The 16,662-nt window shown below is 69.9% G+C and carries 13 protein-coding genes; 7 read left to right on the forward strand and 6 right to left on the reverse strand.

Annotated features, from left to right (window positions below; all coding sequences use genetic code 11):
- The first annotated feature begins 6 nt into the window (after positions 1-6).
- The 6 genes from EL245_RS06035 to EL245_RS06060 all read left to right on the forward strand — a co-directional run bounded on the left by EL245_RS06035 (position 7) and on the right by EL245_RS06060 (position 7,199).
- Positions 7-2,187, forward strand: coding sequence for a DUF6571 family protein (locus EL245_RS06035; protein WP_161512800.1), 2,181 nt, complete (start codon positions 7-9; stop codon positions 2,185-2,187).
- Positions 2,188-2,472: 285 nt separating this feature from the next.
- Positions 2,473-2,868: a hypothetical protein gene (locus EL245_RS06040; RefSeq protein ID WP_126382338.1), complete on the forward strand. Its 396-nt coding sequence runs from the start codon at positions 2,473-2,475 to the stop codon at positions 2,866-2,868.
- Between the two features lie 410 nt (positions 2,869-3,278).
- Complete coding sequence (locus tag EL245_RS06045) at positions 3,279-3,626, forward strand: hypothetical protein (RefSeq protein WP_126382339.1); 348 nt, start codon at positions 3,279-3,281, stop codon at positions 3,624-3,626.
- A gap of 102 nt (positions 3,627-3,728) precedes the next feature.
- Positions 3,729-4,894 (forward strand): IS3 family transposase gene (locus EL245_RS06050; RefSeq protein ID WP_126381880.1). Its coding sequence is split into 2 segments (ribosomal slippage): positions 3,729-3,975 and positions 3,975-4,894, totalling 1,167 coding nucleotides; the frame shifts between segments, so codons are not numbered across the junction.
- Between the two features lie 141 nt (positions 4,895-5,035).
- Positions 5,036-6,514: a mannitol dehydrogenase family protein gene (locus EL245_RS06055; RefSeq protein WP_126382340.1), complete on the forward strand. Its 1,479-nt coding sequence runs from the start codon at positions 5,036-5,038 to the stop codon at positions 6,512-6,514.
- A 40-nt stretch (positions 6,515-6,554) separates the two neighbouring features.
- Positions 6,555-7,199 (forward strand): ATP-binding protein, encoded by a 645-nt coding sequence (locus EL245_RS06060; RefSeq protein WP_126382341.1) that lies wholly within the window; start codon positions 6,555-6,557, stop codon positions 7,197-7,199.
- A 214-nt stretch (positions 7,200-7,413) separates the two neighbouring features.
- Here the strand turns inward: EL245_RS06060 and EL245_RS06065 are convergent, their stop codons facing one another.
- Positions 7,414-9,099: a lysine--tRNA ligase gene (locus tag EL245_RS06065; RefSeq protein ID WP_197719459.1), complete on the reverse strand. Its 1,686-nt coding sequence runs from the start codon at positions 9,097-9,099 to the stop codon at positions 7,414-7,416.
- 196 nt (positions 9,100-9,295) lie between these two features.
- Between EL245_RS06065 and EL245_RS13595 the strand changes: the two genes are divergently transcribed.
- Complete coding sequence (locus EL245_RS13595; protein WP_232009894.1) at positions 9,296-10,225, forward strand: hypothetical protein; 930 nt, start codon at positions 9,296-9,298, stop codon at positions 10,223-10,225.
- A gap of 161 nt (positions 10,226-10,386) precedes the next feature.
- On the opposite strand, the gene EL245_RS06075 is transcribed toward EL245_RS13595, so the two are convergent.
- The 5 genes from EL245_RS06075 to EL245_RS06095 form a co-directional block, all read right to left on the reverse strand.
- Positions 10,387-11,625 carry a hypothetical protein gene (locus tag EL245_RS06075; RefSeq protein WP_126382343.1) on the reverse strand — a complete coding sequence of 413 codons (1,239 nt, stop codon included), beginning with the start codon at positions 11,623-11,625 and terminating at the stop codon, positions 10,387-10,389.
- Positions 11,622-12,074 carry an aspartate 1-decarboxylase gene (panD, locus tag EL245_RS06080; RefSeq protein ID WP_126382344.1) on the reverse strand — a complete coding sequence of 151 codons (453 nt, stop codon included), beginning with the start codon at positions 12,072-12,074 and terminating at the stop codon, positions 11,622-11,624. Before panD ends, EL245_RS06075 begins: the two co-directional genes overlap by 4 nt.
- Before the next feature lie 667 nt (positions 12,075-12,741).
- Entirely contained in the window at positions 12,742-13,890 is a 1,149-nt protein-coding gene (gene panC / locus EL245_RS06085; protein WP_126382345.1) for a pantoate--beta-alanine ligase, read from the reverse strand.
- A 69-nt stretch (positions 13,891-13,959) separates the two neighbouring features.
- On the reverse strand, positions 13,960-14,958 hold the full coding sequence (locus EL245_RS06090; RefSeq protein WP_126382346.1) for a Rossmann-like and DUF2520 domain-containing protein: 999 nt from the start codon (positions 14,956-14,958) through the stop codon (positions 13,960-13,962).
- A gap of 12 nt (positions 14,959-14,970) precedes the next feature.
- Positions 14,971-16,653 (reverse strand): PH domain-containing protein, encoded by a 1,683-nt coding sequence (locus EL245_RS06095; RefSeq protein WP_126382347.1) that lies wholly within the window; start codon positions 16,651-16,653, stop codon positions 14,971-14,973.
- Between the last annotated feature and the right edge of the window lie 9 nt (positions 16,654-16,662).

The raw sequence follows: 16,662 nt of genomic DNA on the forward strand, positions 1-16,662 counted from the left end.
CAATCAGTGATCGACACCCTGAACGACCGCAGCGCCAGCCACGACGACGCCCGCTCACAGGTGTACTCGTCCCTGTGGATCAACTGCTACCCTCTTGACATCGACCCTCTTGTCTCGAGCGGAGAGTCGTCAACGATCTATCAACGCGCCGGCGATCTCGCGACGATCGCCAGCGACCTTCAGACGAGGCTCGACGAGGCCAAGGCGATGAACGACTCCGGGATCACCCCCATGGGATCCGACGGAAGCATCTCCTACTACCTGCCTGACGGGTACGCGGACACGGCTGAGAACGTTGTCGCCTACAACTCCGGAGCGGCGTCGGACGGCGAACAGGCGGCCATCAACCTCGAGGAGGCGATCGAGAACGGCACCGACGAGCACGGACGAAGCGTAGAAGAGATCATCGCCGAGATGTCTCGACACCAGGACATCCCCGCGTACGGCGCCGCCTTCATCGAACACGTCGGTCTTGAGAACCTGACCCAGATTCCCATCGACGTGGAAGTCGCTCTCGAGCCGACCGGACGCCCCGGAGGCGGCGTCGTCCCCCACACGGACTACGAGGAGTCCGGTCACGGCCGAGCACTGGCGGACACGCTCGGGCACATGCTGGCCGCAGCCTCCACCACCTGGGATGATGAAACCGCCCGTGAAGCCGCGGACACGCTGGCCCGTTCGATTCAGGACAACCCCGGTGAGGACTGGGCAGCGGGGAGTGTTGACCCGGCCCGCATGTCTGCGCTCAACACGATGTTGGGCGCGAGTCGGGACGTCGATCTCGACGGGCAGGACTCCACCGAGGACGCGGGATCTGGCCTGGACTTCAATGACGCTTTTCTCGTCCAGATGGGAACAAATCTTGAGCAGATGCCCTCAGGTTTCACTCCGCCCGCAGCCGACGGCGGTCATCGTTCTGTCGGAGACGACTCGAATCCGCTTGACGGCCTTGTCCACGCGATGACCGCGAACCCCGACGCCGCTCAACAGTGGCTGGCACCAACGCCCCCAGGACCCGTCACCGCCGAGACCGGCGCAAACTCCACTCTCTCTCGCGTCCAGGAGATGATGGACAACGCCCCCGTCGGCGACAACCGCTGGACAGACGACTGGGCAGCCATCGCAGAAGCGGTCTCTGAAAGCCCGATGCTGCCAACATCGATCGGGACTGACACCCAGGATTCATTCGACTCCGGCGGGACGAGCAGGGCGACGACAGTCTCAGGAATACTGAACGCTCTCGGCGAGAGCGGCGAACAGCTGACCCTGTCCGATACGGCACGGAACCTCGTCGCCGAGACGTTGTCTCGATACCCTCTGGGCGTCCAAGTGTCAGCGCAGGCAGGTAATCCGGGAACACTCACCTTGTCACCAGGCGAGTCTGACAGTGTCGCCGGCCGTTCAGAGCAGCCCCTGTTCTCCGATCTCGCCCTGTCGAATCTCATCGGACAGGTGGGCCAGAACGACGACGCACTGACACTGTTCACCGCTTCCCAGATTGTTTTCAATTACTATCGAGCACGAGAGGCCGCCATTGTCGCCCGAGAAAGTGGTGACCACACCCCGCTCGCTGACGCCGTGAAAGATCAGGCTTCTGTGGATGGCTTCGTCACCGGAGCCATCAGTCGGACGAGCGAGCAGATAGGGGCTGAGGCGGACTCGAAAGTTCGATCCTATATTGATCTGGCAGCGAACCTCGCGAGCGCAGTCCCACTCGCATCCGAAGGGGGAACTGTGATCAAGACCCTGGTCGGATCTGCGCGGAGCACCGCAGTCGGAACCACGAGAACGTCGATAACCGAGGCGCTTGCAGACAGCGAGGAGGAAGCGAGGCAGAACAGTGCCGACGCATACACCGACGGACTAGTAGCCAACCAGACTCTCGCAACGCTGGCTTTGCTTCAAGCCGGGATATACACTCCAGATGAGTTGATGAGCATTCGGGCCCACTCGACCACCGACATGAGTACCGTCATTAACAACGACGGCACTCTCAACCTCGGGTCGAACGGGTCGCTCACCGCCGAGCAGTATGATGCCATATACCAGATGGGTGACTTACTTCCAACCGATGATCGTGCACCACTAGCGGGCATTCAGCAAGATATCAGCGTCGAGTATGGGGATTCTCATGCCGCCGCACATCCTGGCGATCTTACGGTCACCCCAAGCCCTTGGGACCATTAATCGCACTAAGGGAGTCGTCTCGTGGAACATTTTAGATCTGTTTTTTCTCTTGCCGTCGCGGCCGTCTTGTGCACGTGGTTGGCGGCGTGCTCCGGTCTTCCCGGGCTGTCCGACCCCACACCGACCCCCACCGCGGCAGTGGTCGCGCCAACCGCCTCCCTTGACGGGCAGTTCACCTGCCCCGGAGTCCCCGACGACGCCGTGACCGCCATGTTCGGACCATCGGCCAGCATCTCACCCGGATACTCAACCAGGGCAGGCTATCTCTCTCAACTTTTCTGCACCGTGATCGTCCCTAAGAATCCGGACATTACCTCCCGGACCGGCCGGGCGTTGACGACTCGGTGGGGGCAGCTCGATGAAGGGATCAACCCCTGGGCCGATGCTTACGACGCCCCGATCGAGGACACCTTCACCGTCGAGGGCATCGGCGGAACCGGAACGGTCTACACCTCAACCGAAGGAGGAGGCGCCGCCTCCTTCACCTGCGAGGACAACTACCACTACGTCACCGTCTCCGTCTACCCCGGCACCGGCATGCGCGGAGACCTCAAGGCCAACCTCATCAACCTTGCCACCTCCATGACCCCCTGGGTCTGCCAAGGACACACCGCACCCGGACTCCCCGCACCCATCGGCCAAGCCCAGTGGCCACACCCCACACCCACACCCACACCATGACCCTCCCACACGCACACGCACGCACGGACACGGCGACCGCCCCGCGGGCAGAGCAGCAGCACCTGGACTCCCGGGGAGATCGGCATAGCGGAGCAGACAGTGTTGCGGAACGCCTCAGACCAGCTCTTCGCCTCACAGTCGCGACCGTCTTGTGCACGTGGTTGGCGGCGTGCTCCGGTCTTCCCGGAATGTCCGACCCCACACCGACCCCCACCGCGGCAGTAGTCGCGCCAACCGCCTCCCTTGACGGGCAGTTCACCTGCCCCGGAGTCCCCGACGACGCCGTCATCGCCATGTTCGGACCATCGGTTTCCTTCTTGCCTAGGTTCTCCACCAATAAAGACGACTACGTGACCCATTTGTTTTGTACGGTGCTGGTTCCCCCGTCCCAGTCGTCAGGGAGGTCCGATATGGCGTTGACGACTCGGTGGGGGCGGCTCGATGAAGGGATCAACCCCTGGGCCGATGCTTACGACGCCCCGATCGAGGACACCTTCACCGTCGAGGGCATCGGTGGAACCGGAACGGTCTACACCTCAACCGAAGGAGGGGGCGCCGCCTCCTTCACCTGCGAGGACAACTACCACTACGTCACAGTCTCGGTCTACCCCGGCACCGGCATGCGCGGAGACCTCAAGGCCAACCTCATCAACCTCGCCACCTCCATGACCCCCTGGGTCTGCCAAGGACACACCGCACCCGGACTCCCCGCCCCCATCGGCCAAGCCCAGTGGCCACACCCCACACCCACACCATGACCCTCCCACACGCACACGCACGCACAAGCAGGACATGGGGTGAGTGGCGTTTCTCGGACAGGGGAGATTTTCGTCTCTCTTCTGATTCGATAGGATGGAGCCATGTCAAGGGCGAAGTACTCGGACGAGTTCAAGGCGCAGGTTGTGCGTGAGGTCGTCGAGAAGGACCGGACGATCGCGTCGGTCGCGGCCTCCTACGACCTGGTGCCCCAGACGGTGGGGAACTGGGTCGCGAGGTACAGGAAGGAGCACTCCAGCCAGGAGGAAAGTGAAGCAGTCGCAGAGTCCGCGCAGATAGCCAGGCTCAGAGCGGAGAACTGCGAGCTGCGCCAGGAGAACGAGTTCCTGAAAAAAGCGGCGGCCTTCTTCGCGCAGGAACAGCGGTGAGCGACAAGTACAAGCTCATCAACCGCGAGGAAGGCAGATACCCTGTTGCCTCCATGTGCCGCTGGGCCGGGGTGTCCAGGTCCGGGTACTACTCCTGGCGCGAGCGGGCTGAGTCGAGTCGTATCAGGAGACGGGAGGAGCTGGCGGTTCTTGTGCGGGCCGAGTTCGAGGCCTCCCACGGCGCCTACGGGTACCGGCGCATCGCGGCAGCCCTGCGACGTCAAGGCGTGTCAACCTGCCAGGACACTGTGCGTGCGGTCATGCGCGCCCAGGGCCTGAGAGCCGCGCAACCGCGCCGGAAGGTCCGTACCACCGTCCCGGCCCGTGACCTGGGCGAGCGTCCCGACCTCGTGCGCCGTGACTTCACGGCCGAGAAACCCGGAATCAAATGGGTAGGTGACATCACCTGTATCCGCACGTGGGCTGGGTTCGTGTATCTCGCAACGGTGCTGGACTGCTGCACGAGGAAGGTAGTCGGTTACGCGATGGCCGACCACATGCGCACCGACCTCGTCCGTGACGCTATCGACATGGCGGTACGCAGGTGCCCCCACAAGAGAGGGGTAACCATATTCCACTCCGACAGAGGCAGCCAGTACACCTCTCAGCAGTTCTCCGACCACCTGAGGAAGTATGGCATACGGCTGTCCGTCGGGCGCACCGGGGTGTGCTGGGACAATGCTTGGGCGGAGTCATTCAACGCGACTCTTAAGAACGAGAGGGTCCACCGCATGGTGTACCCTACACGTAGGAAGGCAGTGAGCGACATTGCCTCATGGATTGAGCTGACATACAATCAGACACGTCTCCACTCGACCCTCGGCTACCGCACCCCCAACGAGGTCGAAGGCGAGCACCTAGGCCGCAGACAAGCGGCCTGACACACCAAAAACACACAGTCCGAAAAACACCCAGCACTCCAACACGATGAGCGCACGCAGGTTGGCGCCACCACACGCTCCTGCGCCGTCGATCGCCCCGTTGTCGGGGCGCGCGCGCCCGTACTCGGGCACGATTGGCTCGTGACCGTCAATGACGCCAGCGCCGCCGTCCCGCCGCACCTGTCCCACCTAGCCCCGCCCTACGACCGCGACCTCGTGAGCACCGGGATCGTCCACATCGGGGTCGGAGGCTTCCACCGCGCCCACCAGGCCGTCTACCTCGACCGCCTCATGCGCGCCGGGCACGCCATGGACTGGGGGATCTGCGGAGTCGGGCTCCTTCCCGGCGACACCCGCATGCGCGACGCCCTGGCTGGGCAGGACCACACCTACAGCCTCACCCTCAAGCACCCCGACGGGCGGCGTGAGACCTGCGTCATCGGATCACTCCGCGACTACCTCTACGCCCCCGCCCACCCAGAGGCCGTGCTCGCACGCATGTCCTCTCCCACCACCCGCATCGTCTCCCTGACGATCACCGAGGGCGGCTACAACGTCGACGACGCAACCGGCAGGTTCCGCACCGAGTCACCAGGCGCCCTCCACGACGCCACCCACCCCGGCCAGCCGACCACCGCCTTCGGCTACGTCGTCGAGGCGCTGCGCCGTCGCCGCGACGCAGGCACACCCCCGTTCACCGTCATGAGCTGCGACAACCTGCCGGGCAACGGCCGAGTGGCGCGCACCGCGGTCGTGTCCCAGGCGGCCATGAGCGACCCGGGCCTGGCGGAGTGGATCGAGGAGAACGTCGCCTTCCCCAACAGCATGGTTGACCGGATCACCCCGGCCACGGCCCCAGCCGATATCGACGAGCTCGCCTCCGAGGGCATCGCCGACGCCTGGCCGGTGACCTGCGAGCCCTTCAGCCAGTGGGTCCTGGAGGACGACTTCCCTGCCGGGCGCCCACCCCTGGAGAAGGTCGGGGTCCAGCTGGTCGACGACGTCGTCCTCTACGAGCTCATGAAGCTGCGGCTGCTCAACGCCTCCCACCAGGGGCTCGCCCACTGGGGCCGGCTGCTCGGGATTGGCGACGCCCACGAGGCGGCTGCCGACCGTGACATCGCGGCGTGGGTGCGGGCATACCTCGAGCGCGAGGCCCTGCCACGCCTTCGACCCGTGCCCGGCATCTACCTGGGCGAGTACGTCGACACGCTCTTCGAGCGCTTCACCAACGCCGCGATCGGCGACACCCTGGCCCGCCTGGCGCAGGACGCCTCGAACCGCATGCCCAAGTTCGTCCTGCCCACCATCGCCGACAACCTCGCCGCAGGAGGCCCGGTGCGCCTGGGAGCGGCGATGGTTGCCGCCTGGGCCCTGGGCGACGAGGGCGTCGACGAGCGCGGCGAGACGATCCCCGTCGACGACCCGGCCGGGGCCGGGCTCATCGAGCGGGCCGCTCGGCAGAGGGCCGGGGAGGACCTCGCCTTCGTCGGCGACGAGTCGGTCTTCGGCGACCTGGCCGGAGACGAACGCTTCAGGAGCGTCTTCGCCCAGGAGCTGAGGGCGTTGCGCGCCGAGGGCGCCCGGGCACGCATGCGCGCGCTGGCCATGCCTCGGTGAGCGGCACGGCCAGGCGCCCGACACCTCTACGCTGGTCCCCGTGAGCGCGCGAGTCATCCTCCTGACCGGCCCGTCGGGGTCGGGCAAGACCTCGCTCCTGCGCGCCGTGGGGGCGCAGCGCCTCAAGCTCGACGATTTCTACCGCGACGGCGACGAGCCGGGCATGCCGCTGCTCGACGGCACCGTCTCGGGTGCACGAGGCGCCTCCCGGCAGGAGGCGGCCGGGAGGGTCGACTGGGACGACCCCCGCGCCTGGGACGCCGAGCGGGCGATGGCCGCCATCACGGAGCTGTGCGCCCAGGGCACGGCACAGGTACCGGTCTACTCCATCCCCGACAACGCCACCCTGGGCACCACCGTGCTCGACATCGGCACCGCGCCGGCCTTCGTCGCCGAGGGCATCTTCGCCGCCGAGCTCATCGAGCCCTGTCGCCGCGCAGGACTGCTGGCCGACGCCCTCGTCCTGCGCCGCCCGCGCATCCAGACCTGGTGGTTCCGTCTGCGCCGCGACCTGGCCGAGCACCGCAAGCCGGTCCACGTCCTGCTCACCCGCGGCCTGCGCCTGTCCCGCCAGGAGCCGGCCGCCATCGCCCGCTGGACCTCCCAGGGGTGCCAGGCCGTGGGCCGCGCCGAGTGCGCCCGGAGGATCTCCGCCCACATCGGCTCACCCGCCGCCCCCTCCTGACCCCCTGCCACCCCGAGATCGGGACAAATGACACCCCGAGATCGGGACAAATGACACCCCGAGATCGGGAGAAACGACACCCCGAGATCGGGAGAAACGACACCTCGAGATCGGGACACATGACACGGGGAGAGGCCGCGGCAACCGGTTGCGCGGCGCGCTGCGTCCCGATCCCGACCGGCGGGCGCGGCGTCGATCCCGCGCCCGCCAGAGGTCAGGAGCGCTTGACCAGGGGGAAGGCGATCGTCTCGCGAATTCCCTGGCCGGTCAGCACCATGAGGAGCCGGTCGATGCCCATGCCCATGCCGCCGCAGGGCGGGAAGCCCTGCTCCATGGCGACCAGGAAGTCCTCATCGAGCATCATCGCCTCCGGGTCGCCGTTGGCCGCCGCCAGAGCCTGCGCCTCGAAGCGCTCGCGCTGGACGACGGGGTCGGCGAGCTCGGAGTAGGCCGTGGCGGTCTCGACGCCGCGCACGTACAGGTCCCACTTCTCGGTCAGGCCCGGCCGGGAGCGGTGGTAGCGGGTGAGCGGGGAGGTGTCCTCGGGGAAGTCGTAGACGAAGGTCGGAGCCCACAGCCGGTCCCCGACCGTGACCTCGAAGATGTCCTCGACGATCTTGCCCGCCACGGCGTAGTCGTCGACCTCCAGCCCCAGGCCCTCAGCCAGGGCGACAAGACGCTCACGCGGGGTGTCCACCGTGACCTCCTCGCCAAGCGCCTCGGAGACCGAGGTGTACAGGTCGATCGTGTCCCACTGCCCCGACAGGTCGTAGTCGGTGCCGTCAGCCAGCCGCACGACCTCGCCCCCCTCGGGCAGGTCGAAGGCGTCACGGGCCGCCTGCTGGATGAGGTCACGGGTCAGGGCCGCCATGCCGTTGTAGTCGGAGTAGGCCTCGTAGGCCTCCAGCGCGGCGAACTCCGGGGAGTGGGAGGAGTCCATGCCCTCGTTTCGGAAGTTGCGGTTGATCTCGAAGACCCGCTCCACGCCGCCGACAACCGCCCGCTTGAGGTAGATCTCCGTGGCGATGCGCAGGTAGAGCTCGGTGTCCAGCGCGTTCATGTGGGTCGTGAAGGGGCGCGCCGCGGCACCGCCGTGGACGACCTGAAGCATCGGGGTCTCGAGCTCGAGGTAGCCGCGGCGGTGGAAGTTGTCCCGCAGGGAGCGCACGACGGCGGCGCGGGTGCGGATCATGTCGCGGGCAGCGGGCCGGGTGAGCAGGTCGAGCTCACGGCGCCGGACGCGCTGCTCCTCGGAGAGGGTGACGGACTCACCCGCCTCGTTCGTCCAGGTCTTGGGCAGCGGGCGCAGCGCCTTGGAGGCGATGCGCCAGGCGGGCACCTCGACGTCGTCGTCACCGACGTCGGCCGGGTCCTCGGCGCTGACGCCGGCACGCAGGACCGGCTCGGCGAAGACGGAGAGCTCCCCGCGCCTGGACACGCCGACCTGCCCGTGGACGAAGAGGTGGTCGCCGAGATCCACGTCCGTCTTGAAGGCGGCCAAGGAGGAGTGGCCGCGCCCGGGCAGCGACCTGGCCGAGAGCATGACCTGGAGGGTGGCGCCCGCACCGTCCTGAAGGGTGGCGAAGCACAGCTTGCCGGTGTTGCGCAGAAGGACGACGCGCCCGGCGATACCCACGATCGCCTCCGACTCGGCGTACCCCGCCTCGAGGGCCATCGTGCCCGTCGGCAGGCCGCCGAAGCGGTCGCGGACGTCCTCGATCGTGCTCGTGATCGGGAGCTGCACCGGATAGGGGTCCCAGCCCTCCGCGCGCAGGCGCTCGCGCTTGCCCGCGCGGATCGCGAACTGCTCTCCGGGCCCGGGGTCCTGCTTGGCCTGGGCGGGACGGGTGTCCTGTGCGGACTGCGGGGCGGGCGTCTGGGGGGAGGGCTCGTGTGTCACGCGCGCGAGTCTATCCGCGCCGCCGCAGGAGCGGCGTGACGGTCCCCGCGGCCACCACGCCCGGGCCCTCACCGGACACGACCCTGCCCGCCAGGAGGTCCTGAGGTGCTCCACAGGAGCGGGTCGTGACCCCCGTGTCCACAGGGCTCGACCGAGTCACTGGCGCAGTGAGTGAGGACGGTCGGAGCCTGTCGGCATGGACGCTGACCTGAGGACGAGAGTGGGCGCGCTCGTGTCCCGCGTCGACGCGCTCTGCGGAGCGGCGCATGTCAACGAGGTGGTGGGCGGCGCCGAGGACCGGCAGGCCATGGGAGCAGCCCTCGCCCTGGGTGTCCTCCACGAGCCCTGCCCCCGCCTCCTCGTCATCCCGGGGACTGATCACCGGATCGTGCGCGCCCGCCACTTCAGGGGCAGGCTCACCTGCGCGAGCGCCGCCGAGGTCCTGGGCCTGCCGCTGTGGAGCGCTCCACGGCTCGTTCATGTCGGCGTTCCGCTCAACCACTCCGTCCGCCCCAGCCACGACCGGCCCACGACAGGAATCCGCCTCCATCGCACCCGCCATCTCACCGCTTTGAGCGTCGACGGGTTCCCGCTGGTCGCCCCAGCCGAAGTGGTTGCCTGCTGCCTGACGTGCCTCGATGAGCTCGACGCCCTGTGCGTCGCCGACGGTGCGCTCCACCGTGGACTGGTGACCAAGGAGGACGTCGAGGAGCTGCTGACCGGCCGTCGAGCGGCGCTGGCGCGCAAGCGGCTGGCCAAGGCTGAGGCCGCGAGCCGCTCACCCCTGGAGACACGCACGCGCCTGTGCCTGCGCGACGCGGGCCTGGAGGTAGAGCCCGGCGCCACACTGGAGGGTATCGGGGAGGTGGATATGCTCGTCGAGGGCTGGCTCATCGTCGAGACCGACGGATACGAGTTCCACTCCTCGCGTGAGCAGATCCGAACCGACCGACGCCGAGAACACAGGGCCCTGGCCGACGGCTACGTCACCGTGAGGCTGACCGGCAAGGACGTGGCGGACGGAGAGGCGACGATCCTGCGGATCGTCGGGTCGGCACTTCGGGGAGTTGCACATTCATCCCGGATCGCGTTGCCGGACAACCGCACGATTCTGCGGATGTTGTGATCGAGGAGTCTCCCGGAACGGCCTTGGATGTGCATGACCACCCCCGATGCACATTTCAGGCTCGAGCGAGGGCGTCAGCACTCCTCCCACGTTCAGTGAATCCGCGGAATCACAACGATCACGATCGCGCGACCAACCACAGCACGTAAATGTTATGTGCATCACAGTGCGATCTGGGGCGGGTCTGCCCCTCGGAGGCCGTGAGCCAGGCCGGCCGGAGCCCTACTCCTGGACGGCGCAGGGCAGGGTCCGCGCCCTGCGGGGAACGGGGCCCTGAGCAGGCGCCTGCGCGTCCCGACGCACAGCTCGGGCGGGAACCAGTCGGTCTCGGGCACGGCACGAGGCTGCTCGCACACGGTGACGACCCGCCCCCGGCGCGTCCACACGGACCGCCACCCCTGGGGGAGGGTCGGCATGACGGCAGAGACGAGGTCGGCGTACTGCGCACCGAGGTAGGTCTGCCAGACCGGGTCAGCCGGAAGCCCTGCCACCGCGAGGTCACCCACGCGCAAGCGGGCCGCGCAGGTCGCTGCCCCGTGGCCGGGGGCGAGCTCACCGGGCACACCGTCAGGGTCCCACCCCCACCCGCCCACGACCTCGGCAACCCCCAGCTCGGCGCCTAGCTCGTCACCGACCGCGCCGAGCAGGCCCGTGAGGACGGGGAGCTCGTCAACGACCTGGGAGCCCATCGGCACGGCGCACTCCACGGTGTACATCCCGCCCCGGTCCGGGCCCGCCCCCATCCTCACCGTGCGCAAAGGACCCGGGCAGATCAGCGCCGCCCCGTCCCACCTGTCACGGACCATCGACTCGATGCGGTCCGCTCCGCGCTCATCGAGCTCCATGGTGCGCGAGGCGCCAACGGCGTGGGTCGGCAGGAGCCGGGGCGCTGCCTCCCCCACCGCCCGCATCCAGGCTCGGACCGGTGATCCGCACACCGAGTGGCGCACGAACCAGGTCCAGGCGAGCACGCTGAGGTCCCCGACCACCTCGCTGTCCTGCGGCTCGTAGGCCCCGACCCCGGCTGCCGGCGCCGGCCACACGAGCCTGTCGACCTCCGTGGCCACGAGGCCGTCAAGCTCCTGGGCAAGGGCGACCAGGAGGGCCGTGTGCTCCTGGCTCCCGGGTCCGTCGGCGCTCGTGTTGAGCGCGGTGTAGGAGTACCGGGGGGCTGGTCGACCGACGGCCGCACCCAGGTAGCGGGCGAAGTCCCGGTCGATGTCGACCGCGCACTCCTCGAGGTCGAGCAGGAGGGTCCCGTCGCGCGCCGTGACCCGGTAGGCCGCCCCGTCCGCGTCCTCACCCGCGACCGTCATCGCCGGGCCGAGGACGGAGGCGACGTCCTCGGGGCTGAGGGTCCGCCAGGTGTACAGAGACAGGTGCCGGGGGAGGGTTCTCACTGCCGGCGCGCCTCCTCGAGGCTGATGCCGGAGGGGCGCAGCCCGGAGGCCGCCTCCACTCGGTCCGGCAGCCCGCCGGGCTCTGAGCCCCTCTCGACGATCCGGTTGTCCTCGTCGACGAAGACGACATGGGGCCGGTAGACGCGGGCCTCAGCGTCCGACAGCTGACCGTAGGCGATGAGGATGACGATGTCCCCGGGGCTCACGAGGTGCGCCGCCGCGCCGTTGACGCAGATGCTCCCCGATCCCCGCTCCCCCGCGATGACATAGGTGGTCAGGCGGTTGCCGTTCGTGCAGTCGCAGATGTCGACCTGCTCGCCCGGCAGGAGGTCTGCGGCATCGAGCAGGTCAGCGTCCACGGTCACCGATCCGACGTAGTCGAGGTCAGCGTCGGTCACGGTGGCGCGGTGGATCTTGGACGTCATCATCGTCCGCAGTCGAGTGCTCATCACGGCAAGGCTAGATGATCGGCTCTCGGGGCAGAGCCGCCCCGGGCGTGTCCCACTGCAGGCAGGAAGGGCGCCGGCCGCGCCTGAGACCCGAGCAGCCAGGACCGCCAGGGCCACCAGGCAGGGCACGGCCCGGCTCCACGGCAAGCCCGGGCACGGCCCGGCTCCACGGCAAGCCCGGGCACGGCCCGGCTTCAGGCGGGACCAGGCTCCGGCCGCAGGGCCCGCGCGCGGGGACCGGCCGAGCCGCAGCCTCCGGTCCCCGGAGGTCGTTCACACATAAACCACTGGGAGCCGCGCGCCGAATCCTTGCAATTCCGCCACTGAGCGGAGCTCGCGTCCGACCTGCGCCCCCCTCTGTTGTGCATCAAGGACGGTGATGCACATGGAGAGGTCCGCTCGACGGCCTCGCGAGTCTCAGGAGCCGAGCACATCCGCGGAATTCCGCGGATATGAGAAACGGGGGCATCAACGGGCGGCCGCTGTCATGTGCATCACATGTCGGTGTGGTCTGCCGGCACCCCCTCCGGGTGCGCACGGCCGCCTCGCCTGCGCACGCGGCGGCCGTACCGCTCAGGCTCGGAGATCCTCACGGGCGAGGCTGGCTCCCACGAGACGGGGTAAGAACCCTCGTTCAGGCCACGAGGCCCCCGGACAGCGACTGCTCTCACCGAGGCAGGTCGAGGAGCACGTTGTCGATGAGACGGGTGGTGCCGACCCTGGCCGCCACCGCGAGCAGCGCCCGACCGGGGGCCGACTGCTTCCCCGGACCGATCGCACCTGCGCGGACCGAGACCCCGGCGGCTCCCGCCTGTCGGGTCGGGTTCTCCGGCGCTGTGCGCGGGGAGGTGCCGGAGCACTCCGGCTCTCCCGCCCCCGGGGCCGCGGCCCCTGTGTCCACCGCCCCCGGGGCCACCGGCGCTGGGTCCGGAGCCGCCGGGGCAAGGGCCACCGGCACCGGGGCCGCGGGCAGCCCCAACCCGGAGCCCGCCAGGTCGACGAAGGTGTCGGGGTCCACGACCGCGGCATAGTCGACCGCGACACCCGGGGCCGAGGCGAGCACCTCCAGGGCCGCCTCGCGCACCGCCGCCGCGCCGGCGCCCTGGCGAGCGGCGCGGGCGCCCGCGGCCAGGGAGCGCGAGAGGGCCAGGGCCTGACCGCGCTCGGCAGGGCTGAGGTAGGCGTTGCGCGAGCTCATGGCCAGCCCGTCGTCCTCGCGTCGGATGTCCACGGGAACGATCTCGACCGGCACGGCCAGGTCGCGCACCATGGCCCGCACGATCGCCAGCTGCTGGGCGTCCTTGCGCCCGAACAGCGCCCAGCGCGGACCGGTCAGGTGCAGGAGGGTGAGGACGACCTGGCACACCCCCGCGAAGTGGGTGGGTCGCACGGCGCCCTCAAGGACCCTTGCCATCGGGCCGGGGTCGATGCGCACGCTCGGCTCCCCGTCGGGGTAGACGACCTCAGGGGTGGGGGCGAAGACGAGCAGCCGCCCCACCCGCCCGGCCCCGTCCGTGCCCGCGAGCGCCCCGGCCAGCGCCTGGACATCGGCCTCGAGGGTCCGGGGGTAGGCCTCCAGGTCCTCCCCCGCCGCGAACTGGAGGGGGTTGACGAAGATGGTGACGACCACGGTCCCGTACTGGCCGACCAGGCGCGCCGCCTCCGCCACGAGGTCGAGGTGACCGTCGTGGAGGGCACCCATGGTCATGACGACCGCCCGCGGGGCCCGGTCGCCCGCCAGAGCCGCCTCGAGCTCGGCGCGGGTGCGGGTCAGGGCGATGGTGGGACCGGCGGTCGTGTCGGGCTCAACGCTCATGCGTCCCACGCTATCCCCGCGTCGGTCCGCGGCCGAATCGCGCCGGATCGTCCCGCCGTGGCAGCCGGTTCAGCCCTCCAGCGCCTGGTCACCGCCGCCGCCCTCGAGGGCGGCGCGCAGGGTAGTGGCCTGCCCCGGGGTGAGCCTGCCCGTCGCCTCCCGGCGAGCGACAGTGGCAGCCGCCAGTGCCCGGTAGGTCTCGAGCACGTCGGTAAGCGGCTGGCCGTCGGCGTCTCGGGCCTCGTCGATCGCCTCGAGGTGGGCGCGCAGGGTACCGGCGTCCCCGCGGGCCACCGGCCCGGTCAGGGAGGCGTCGGGGCCCTCGTGCAGGGCGCGGTCGAGAGCAGCGGAGAGCAGGGGGCCCAGTGTCGCGGCACCGTCCTCGACGCCTGCCGCCCCGAGGAGCCTGACCGCCTGGCCGACCAGCGTGACGAGGTGGTTCGCCCCGTGCGCGAGGGCGGCGTGGTAGGCGGGGCGTGCTTGCTCGGCCAGGACGAAGGGCTCCCCGCCGAGCTCGACCGCCAGGGCCTGGGCGATGGGCAGGACCGGCCCCGGGGCGGTCACGGCCATGGGGCAGCCTGTCAGGCGCACGAGGTCGGCCGACCATCCGGAGAAGGTCATGGCGGGGTGGATGGCCAGCGGGATGGCGCCGCAGCGCCGGGCGGGCTCGAGGACGCCGACCCCGTAGCGGCCCGAGGTGTGGACGACGAGCTGGCCCGGCTGCCAGCGGCCCAGGTCGGCCAGGCCCTGGACAAGGGGACCCAGCGCGTCGTCGGGGACGGCCAGGACCACGAGCTCGGCGCGCTCGACGATCTCGTCGATCTCGAGGACCGGCACTCCGGGCAGGAGGATCTCGGCGCGCTCCTGCGAGGCCTCGGACACGGCGTGGACGCCGACGACCTGGTGCTCGGCGGCACGCAGCGCCGAGCCGAGCACCGCCCCGACGCGCCCGGCGCTGATGACGCCGACGCCCAGGCGCCCGTCGGGGCGGGGCCCTGATGTCGGGCGGTCCCCCGGCACGGGTCCGGGCGAGGGCTCCTGACCGGAGGGGTCACGCGTGAGGCTCATGCCGGCATGGTCTCACGCTGTCGGATCCGCCGGTTCGCTCGAGGCGCGGGCGAGCCAGCGGTCGAGCCTCTCCCCCGAGCGGCGGCGCAAGGCGCGCTGGGCGATGACCTCGGCCAGGGCCGCCGCGTCCTCCTGAGGCAGGCTGGCCATACGCGCCATGCCTGCGTTGATCGTCAGGCTGGGCACCATGTCGAGGCGGAGCTTGGCCAGGCCGAGCCTGCGGGCGAGGGGCCCGGCGGAGGTGCGCAGGGACTGGATGCGCTCGTAGGGGACGACGGTCGTGTACAGCCACCAGCGCCCGTGCCGGAGGATGACACAGGTGTCGGTGAGCATGACGCCGGTGCGCCGCCAGGCCAGCGGCGAGAAGATCCGCGCCCGCCGGGGCGGCCCGACGAAGCCCCGCCCCGGGGCGTCGACCGGGCCCGCCCCCTCCCTCCGCTCCCTGCCGGACATCGCCTCGGCCAGGACGGCGTCGGGGTCGGGGACGCCGAGGTCGGGCACGACGAGCCACAGGGCCCGCAGCGCGGTCTCGCGCTCCCCTACCGGCAGCAGGACGTTGCCCGTGTTGAGCGAGGTCGTCCCCGACGAGGAGGAGTCGACCTCCTGGCGTCCGGCGACGGTGGCCTCGACCCGCCACCAGTCCTTGCGCGCCCACAGGAGCGGCCTGCTCAGGACGACGGCGTGGACCCTCCCCGGGGGCAGGGTCACCGAGGCCTCCGAGGTCAGCCCGTAGCGCAGGCGGATGCCCGCGGGGGTCGCGGCGGCGCGGAACCCCCAGGAGCCGTTGAATCGGGACCACACCATCCCGACCAGGACGAGCGGGCCTGCCAGGGCGGGGAGGACGGCGGTGAGGACCCCTGCGCCCACGAGGCCCTCGTCTCGCGAGACCAGGGAGACGATGACGCCGATGACGAGGACGAGGACGAGACCCACGGCGAGCACGACGCTCGGGGAGCGCAGCATCGACCCCAGGAGCACGGGCACCTTGACGGAGTAGAGCGGGTGCTCCTCGCTCTCGACGCTCCGCAGGCGCTCACCGAGGGCGGCGTCCTCGAAGCCCAGCGGTGCTCGCCGGGAGGCGGCGAGCCGGCCCTGCCGTCCGCGGTCCGTGCTAGGAGCGCCCTCGAGGACGCCGGCTGCGGGGGCGCCGGTGTCCTCGGGGGCGTCCCGGCCGGCGTCGTCACCGGCGTCGACGGCGCCTGAGGCGAGGTCGAGGATGCGGTCGCGCAGGGCGTTGAGCTGGGCGGTTCGCAGGTAGCCCAGGACGACCCGCGAGTCTCCCGCGCCGGCGACCTCGACCGTCAGCTGGCCGAGTCCGAAGAGCCGACCCAGCAGGGGGTGGACGATGTCGACGGACTGGATGCGGGGCAGGCGCGCGGTCCGCAGCTGCTTGAAGGCGATACCCCAGCGCAGGTAGACCGCGTCGGGGTCCACGGCGTAGCTGCGGTTGCGCCAGCTGAGCGCCAGCAGGACGGCGGTGAGCGCGATGAGCCCGAGGGTGCCCCCGACGGCCGTCAGGACGACCGACAGGGGGACGCTGACCTCTGTGTCGCTGACCGACTCCCACACCTGCAGGACGGTGTCGACGTTCTGGACGGTGGCGAAGGCGATGACGGCGGTGATGATCTTCCATCCCGTGAGCACCGGTGTGATCGGGTGCATGCGGTGCCACACGAGGTCGTCGGGGACGGCCATGCGACTGGC

Source organism: Actinomyces howellii (genome assembly GCF_900637165.1).
GTDB lineage: Bacteria > Actinomycetota > Actinomycetes > Actinomycetales > Actinomycetaceae > Actinomyces > Actinomyces howellii.

Excerpts from the sequence above, each read along its gene's own strand:
- EL245_RS06045 (WP_126382339.1), top strand. The coding sequence starts at position 3,279 with ATGGCGTTGACGACTCGGTGGGGGCGGCTCGATGAAGGGATCAACCCC.
- EL245_RS13595 (WP_232009894.1), top strand. The coding sequence starts at position 9,296 with ATGGACGCTGACCTGAGGACGAGAGTGGGCGCGCTCGTGTCCCGCGTC.
- panC (WP_126382345.1), bottom strand. The coding sequence starts at position 13,890 with ATGAGCGTTGAGCCCGACACGACCGCCGGTCCCACCATCGCCCTGACC.
- panD (WP_126382344.1), bottom strand. The coding sequence starts at position 12,074 with ATGAGCACTCGACTGCGGACGATGATGACGTCCAAGATCCACCGCGCC.
- EL245_RS06090 (WP_126382346.1), bottom strand. The coding sequence starts at position 14,958 with ATGAGCCTCACGCGTGACCCCTCCGGTCAGGAGCCCTCGCCCGGACCC.
- EL245_RS06095 (WP_126382347.1), bottom strand. The coding sequence starts at position 16,653 with ATGGCCGTCCCCGACGACCTCGTGTGGCACCGCATGCACCCGATCACA.